6 protein-coding genes are annotated in these 6598 nt (G+C 46.0%); 5 read left to right on the top strand and 1 reads right to left on the bottom strand.

Translation table 11 applies throughout. From position 1 onward, the window contains the following. The coding region (locus ACYVRH_RS09865; protein WP_461256744.1) for an SPFH domain-containing protein at positions 1-360 on the bottom strand (360 nt) is incomplete at its 3' end. Between the two features lie 83 nt (positions 361-443). Between ACYVRH_RS09865 and ACYVRH_RS09860 the strand changes: the two genes are divergently transcribed. The 5 genes from ACYVRH_RS09860 to ACYVRH_RS09840 form a co-directional block, all read left to right on the top strand. Further along, positions 444-1781 (top strand): ATP-dependent 6-phosphofructokinase, encoded by a 1338-nt coding sequence (locus ACYVRH_RS09860; RefSeq protein ID WP_461256743.1) that lies wholly within the window; start codon positions 444-446, stop codon positions 1779-1781. A gap of 19 nt (positions 1782-1800) precedes the next feature. Next, positions 1801-2553 carry a TrmH family RNA methyltransferase gene (locus ACYVRH_RS09855; RefSeq protein WP_461256742.1) on the top strand — a complete coding sequence of 251 codons (753 nt, stop codon included), beginning with the start codon at positions 1801-1803 and terminating at the stop codon, positions 2551-2553. 59 nt (positions 2554-2612) lie between these two features. Then, entirely contained in the window at positions 2613-4598 is a 1986-nt protein-coding gene (locus tag ACYVRH_RS09850; RefSeq protein WP_461256741.1) for an urease accessory protein UreH domain-containing protein, read from the top strand. 34 nt (positions 4599-4632) lie between these two features. Then, the gene (locus ACYVRH_RS09845; RefSeq protein ID WP_461256740.1) at positions 4633-5112 is read left to right on the top strand and encodes a DUF2318 domain-containing protein; all 480 of its coding nucleotides are present in this window, start codon (positions 4633-4635) and stop codon (positions 5110-5112) included. 3 nt (positions 5113-5115) lie between these two features. Further along, on the top strand, positions 5116-6598 hold a 1483-nt coding region (locus ACYVRH_RS09840), incomplete at its 3' end, for a heavy metal translocating P-type ATPase (protein ID WP_461256739.1).

Raw genomic sequence — 6598 nt, 5'->3', positions numbered from 1 at the left:
GTATTGGATAATCCATTCAACATCGACAATATTTAAATCTCCCGTAAGCATAACGGATTCACTCGCCTGATTTGAATATGCTGGATAACTTCCGCTTCTCGTGGTGCGAAATCCAAATTCTTCAGTTTGTACTGTTCTTACATTAACCGTATAATTTCGATCTATGCCGAACGGAAGCTTTACATGAAGACCCGGTTCCCTTATGCCGATAAATCTGCCAAAGCGAGTGATAACCGCCTGTTCGGTCTGATCGACTATAAAAACACTGGTTCCCAGAAAGATTAGGGCCAGTATTCCCACAACAATTAAAGCAAGTATTTTAGGGCTAAATTTGCCCATTTTTGCAGGGGTAATTTTCATGATATTAATATACCATACATGGTTACAAAACTCAAGCTATGCATTATAATGAATAGTATATGTTATTTTAAAAGGAGTTGTTTATGCTGGAAAGAGATGATCTTGATTTTACTATTGAGGAACTTGGAAAAGCGTCGGTTCATTCGCCGTTAAAAATGTCCAAGGAACTTGGAGATAAGGTTGCCAATTATGTTGTAAACGATAAGTTTTTGCGCTTAAATCCGTATGTTGTGCCGGGACCGCAGCCTCATGTTAAGAGAACTCAAGTGCTGGAATTAGCCGGCCCTCGCGAGATGATTTATTTTTCACCGGCTCATGTACACGCCGGGATTGTAAGCTGCGGCGGCCTATGTCCGGGTATTAACGACGTAATTCGCGCCGTTGTCCGCTGTTTATGGTACAGATACGGAGTCACAAGGATTTCCGGCATTCGTTACGGGTATAGGGGTTTTTTGCCGGAGTCCCAGTTTGGGGTAAAAGAGCTTGATCCTGACAGCGTTGATGATATTCATAAAATCGGCGGCACGTATTTAGGGAGCGCCCGTGGCGGCGGCAGGGAAGTAGAAAAGATTGTTGACGCGATGGAAAAACTCAATTTAAATATTCTTTTTACAATCGGCGGAGACGGCACTCAGCGCGGAATGTTAGATATTGCCGGGGAAGTTGACAAAAGAAAATTAAAAATAGCGATAATCGGAATACCAAAAACAGTTGATAATGATTTTGCCCTGATAGACCGTTCTTTTGGTTTTAACACGGCGGTGCAGAAAGCTGTGGAAGTTGTGTCAGCGGCGCACATGGAAGCGTCATCCGCGATTAACGGAATAGGCCTTGTAAAACTGATGAGAAGGGATTCCGGCTTTATTGCGGCGCATACCGCATTGGCAAGCCACGAGGTGAACTTTGTGCTGATCCCCGAAGTGCCGTTTAATCTGGAAGGCTACAATGGATTTTTAAATCACTTGGAAGAGCGGGTTTTAAAACGCAAACACGCGGTTATTATTGTCGCCGAAGGAGCGATGCAGGACCAGCTTATAAAAGACAAAAAAACCGACGCGGGCGGAAATACTAAATTTGAAGACGTTGGCGTCTATCTAAAATCAAGGATAAGTAATCATTTTGAAGAAAAGGGAATTGAGATCAACTTAAAGTACATCGATCCAAGTTACGCGATCCGTTCCGCGCCCGCGAATCCCGACGATTCAATTTACTGTGAGCGTTTGGGCAACGCGGCGGCACACGCGGCAATGGCGGGAAAAACCAAAATAATCATCGGCCTTGTAAATAACGAATTTGTTCATCTGCCGATTGGCCTAGTTATTACCCACCGCAACAAAGTAGACCCGGAAAGCAGTTTGTGGCGCGACACTCTTGACGCTACTCACCAGCCGCCGTTGATGGTAAACAGTTTTAACGGTTAATTTACAAGTAACCTAAAGAATGTTAAACAAATTAACAGATGAACTTGCCGTATGCGGCATGAACGCGGTTCTTGCCGTGGGTGAGCATCATCCCACGACAATCAACCGTTTGTTTTTACGCGAAGATCGTCTTAACTCATTTACCGGCTTATGCAAACAGCTTGCCGAACGCAAGCGCCCTTATAAACTCTGTGAAAACGAAGAGCTTGAGCGAATCTGCAAAAGCGTCCATCATCAGGGCGTAGTCGCGATGATCGAAGAGCCGGAGATTGAACCGCTAACCCATGACGATCTTGACCTGTGGGCAGCCGAAGGAAAGACCGGAGTCCTTCTCCACTCTGTCGGCAATGATCACAACTTAGGCGCAATCGCCAGAGCAGCCGCTTTTTTCGACGCAAGTTACATAGTGTTAAACGAAAAAGACACGGAAGCGCATCTTACAACAAGCGCCTACCGTATCGCTGAAGGCGGCTTTGAACACCTAACGGTACGAAAAATCACAAACTCAGCCGCCTTCTTAAAAGACGCGTCAAAAAAACTTTTAACAATCGGTACTGATACAAGGGCAAGACAGCGAATCGGCGACCTAGGCGGCATTGTAAAAAAACGCCAAGGCGTCGTTCTAGTCTTAGGCAACGAAGAGACAGGCCTGCCCAAAGAAGTAAAAAATCAATGTTCCTATTTACTGAGAATCCCCGGCACCGGAAACATCGAAAGCCTAAACGTCTCACAAGCCGCCGCATTGTTCCTTAATGCAATATACAATATTTAGTCTGCTTTCTTAACGCTCTTTACGTGACATCTTCACCACAAAATGTTATAAATAGAGTTATGAAAATAGAAGAAAAACAAAATTTACAAAAACGCTCATTCCTCATTAGCGGAATGTTCTGCGTAAATTGTCAGAATATAATTGAAAAAGAATTAAAAAAAACGGCTGGCGTTCAGAAAGCGTCGGTAAATTACCGTAGCGGACACGCGGCTGTTACTTATGATGACGCGATAATTGGCTTTGATAAAATTTCCGAGATAATTGAAAATTTGGGTTACAAGACGCTGGAAGAGAGCGGTAAAAATCAAACTTTGCAAAGCAAGACAATCCCGCAAATTATCGGGACTCTGGTGATTATCCTTGCGTTGTTTATGCTGATACGCGCTTTTGGAACCAGCAAACTTGCTGCCTCTTTCCCGCTTGCGCAGGAAGGCATGGGTTACGGGATGTTACTTGTTATCGGACTCCTTACCGGCGTTCACTGTATTGCCATGTGCGGGGGAATTAATCTTTCGCAGACCTTAAATAAAAGAGAAGAAATTAACAATGAGCAATTAGCAATTAGCAATGAGCAATTAGCAATTAGCAATGAGCAATTAAAAGAGGGAGTTAGGAAAGAGGGCGTTTATGATTTGCTTTTGCCTAGTATTCTTTACAATTGCGGGCGGCTGGTTTCGTATACGGTTGTGGGAGTTATTGTTGGCGCTTTAGGGTCGGTGATTACTTTGTCGGGACATTTTCAAGGAGTGGTGCAACTCATTGCCGGAGTTTTCATGGTGATCATGGGGTTAAATATGCTGGGACTGTTTCCGGCTCTCAGACGATTAATTCCGCAAATGCCCGCTAAACTTCAAGAAAGGTTAGCTTCGTTATTCGCAAAAAAAAGTGACGGACAAAAAAACGGACGCGGACCGCTTGTTATCGGTTTTCTGAACGGGTTTATGCCATGCGGGCCTTTACAGGCTATGCAAGTTTACGCTCTTTCTACCGGAAGCCCCATCCGCGGCGGCATTTCAATGTTTCTGTTCTGCGCGGGAACTATCCCGCTGATGTTCGCTCTTGGCGCGGCAAGCGGAGCTTTAAGCGGCGCAAAGGGGCGCACATTTTCCCGCCGCGTTATGCAAATAGGGGCGATTCTTGTCACCGCGCTGGGACTTGCAATGTTTTCTTACGGCTGGAGTCTTTCGGGGTTTGCCGATTCGCCTGATAAGCCTGTTTCCGCTAAAGCCGCCGTGCCGAATAGCGGTATTCGAGAGCGAATGCAAGGCGCTGAAAAAACTGAAGATTCCGGTTCATCAAAGTTTGTTCCGGTAATTAAAAACGGCGTACAAATTGTCAATTCAAAATTGCAACCGGGACGCTATCCTGCGATAACCGTACAACAGGGCATTCCTGTGCGTTGGACAATCAACGCGCCGCCAGGCAGTATTAACGGCTGTAACAACCGCGTGATCATCCGCGAATACGGCATCCAGCACGCATTTAAACAGGGCGATAACGTGATTGAGTTTACGCCTGCAAAAACAGGCAAATTCCGCTATTCATGCTGGATGGGCATGATAAAAAGCACCATAACGGTAGTCGCCGAAGGAGAAAGCGCCGATGCGCCGGAGCCGGATACCGCGCCTAAACCTGCGGGAGTTCAGATACCAACGGATACAATCGCCATTGCGCAAATAGCGGGTAACGCGCAGACGGTTACAATTCGCCTTGGCGACGAGGGCTTTGAACCCGCAATCATCGTTATGCAAAAACAACTGCCGACGCTATGGACAATCAATATTGATTCGCTTGATCCCGGTAACAGTAGTATTATTTTTCCCGCTTATTACGCTATAATAGAAACAGAGCGGGAAGAAAACCAAATACAGCTTGTCCCACGTGAGGATTTTGAGTTCTACACCGCCGACAGTATATTTTACGGTTATGTGAAAGTGGTAAATGATATTACCCGCGTGAATGTTGAGGCGGTAAAAACGGAAGTCGCTAACTTTGAAACATTGATATATCCGCAAGCGTACTTTGAAGCAGAATATGACTATTAAAGGTGAAAAAATATTTATTTGAAGGAGCGTGAAAATGACTAAAAAAACGAGAATCGCGGCTGTCGCCGCAGTTGTCTATTTCGTTACGGCGGGAATTGTCTTTGCTCAAGATGCCGCATTAAATCAAAGGAAACCGGCTGTTACCGATCAGGATTTAATTATTCAAATTAAAGACGTTTCGGAAAACGCCCTCTTTTATCCGGTGAATATTGACGGAATGAAAATGGAGGTGCTGGCGGTAAAAGCGCCGGACGGCACGATCCGCACGGCCTTTAACGCCTGCCAAGTGTGCTACAGTTCGGGCAGAGGCTATTTTGTGCAGAAAGACACGGTGCTTGTCTGCCAGAATTGCGGCAGGCGTTACCGCATGAGCCAAGTTGAACGGCAGACCGGAGGATGCAACCCGGAACCGATTCTTCCGGCAAATAAATCAGTAACCAATTCGACCATTACTATATCAAGGGAATATTTAAAACTGGCAAAGACAGCGTTTGAAAGCCGGAAAAAAGGTTAACTAATGCCCACTGAAACTTTAACCGTTGGCGGCATGCACTGCGCCGCCTGTTCTGCCCGTGTTGAAAAGGCGCTGAGCAAGCTTGAAGGCGTAGAAAGCGCCTCTGTAAATCTTGCCACTGAAAAGGCGACTGTAATTTACAACCCGCAAACTCTGCGCCTTTCGGCGATCAAAGAAGCTATCGTCAATGCCGGGTACGAAGTTATCGAAACTTCTAAAAACGCATTAGACGAAGATAAACTCCGCAAGGAAAAAGAAATAAGAATCCTTAAAACAAAATTTATCATTGCGGCATCCTTCGCGCTTCCCCTGCTGTATATCGCCATGGCTCCCATGATTAAGCCGGTCACCCTGCCATTTCCCAAAACTTTGTCTCCTATGAATTTTCCGCTTTTTTACGCTCTAGTGCAATTAGTATTGGTAATCCCAATTATAATAGCGGGCAACAGGTTTTATACCGTAGGTTTTAAAAATCTTTTGCGCAGAAGCCCCAACATGGATTCGCTTATCGCAATTGGAACCACATCTGCGGTGGTTTACAGCAGTTACAATTTGTTTCAAATTACCACAGGTAATTTTCACGCGGTTGAATCTTTGTATTTTGAAACTGCCGGAGTGATTATTGCCCTGATTCTTCTTGGCAAATCACTGGAAGCGGCGTCTAAGGGAAGGACAAGCGAGGCTATAAAAAAACTAATGGGTCTTGCGCCTAAGACGGCAATCGTTATCGTAAACGGCGGCTCCGTTGGAGCTGGTTCCGTTGGAACCTTAGAAAAAGAAATCCCTATTGACGAAGTAATCCCCGGCGACATTATCGTGGTAAAGCCGGGCGCGAAAATCCCCGTAGACGGAATTGTAACCGAGGGGCAAAGCGCGGTTGACGAATCTATGCTAACAGGGGAGAGTATGCCGGTTGACAAGAAAGCGGGCGATCCGGTTTACGGTGCGACTATTAACAGTAACGGACATTTTTGCTTTAGAGCGGAAAAAGTGGGGAGCGAGACAGCTTTGGCGCAGATCATCAAACTGGTTGAAGACGCACAAGGCTCAAAAGCGCCGATTGCGCAAATGGCGGATATTGTCTCCGGCTACTTTGTCCCTGTTGTCTGCGCCATTGCTCTTGCCGCCGGTGTCGCATGGTTTGCCGCAGCTTCTACCGGTATTGTCAGTTTGCCGGCAGGAAAGTCAGTAACCGAATTCGCCCTTACAATTTTTATTTCCGTGTTAGTCATAGCCTGCCCCTGCGCCCTCGGTCTTGCCACGCCCACGGCAATCATGGTGGCAACCGGCAAAGGAGCGGAAAACGGCATTTTAATTAAAGGCGGCGAAGCTTTAGAAACGGCCCACAAAATTCAAACGATTGTGTTTGATAAAACGGGAACAATTACCGAAGGCAAGCCTGAAGTTACGGATATTGTGGGGAGTAGGGAAGTTTCTTCTCTTACAACCGCCACTGACGTGGTATCTTCTGTTGCTTCTCCTGATA

Source organism: Treponema sp. R80B11-R83G3 (assembly GCF_054786115.1).
This window is presented reverse-complemented; position numbering and strand designations above follow the sequence as displayed.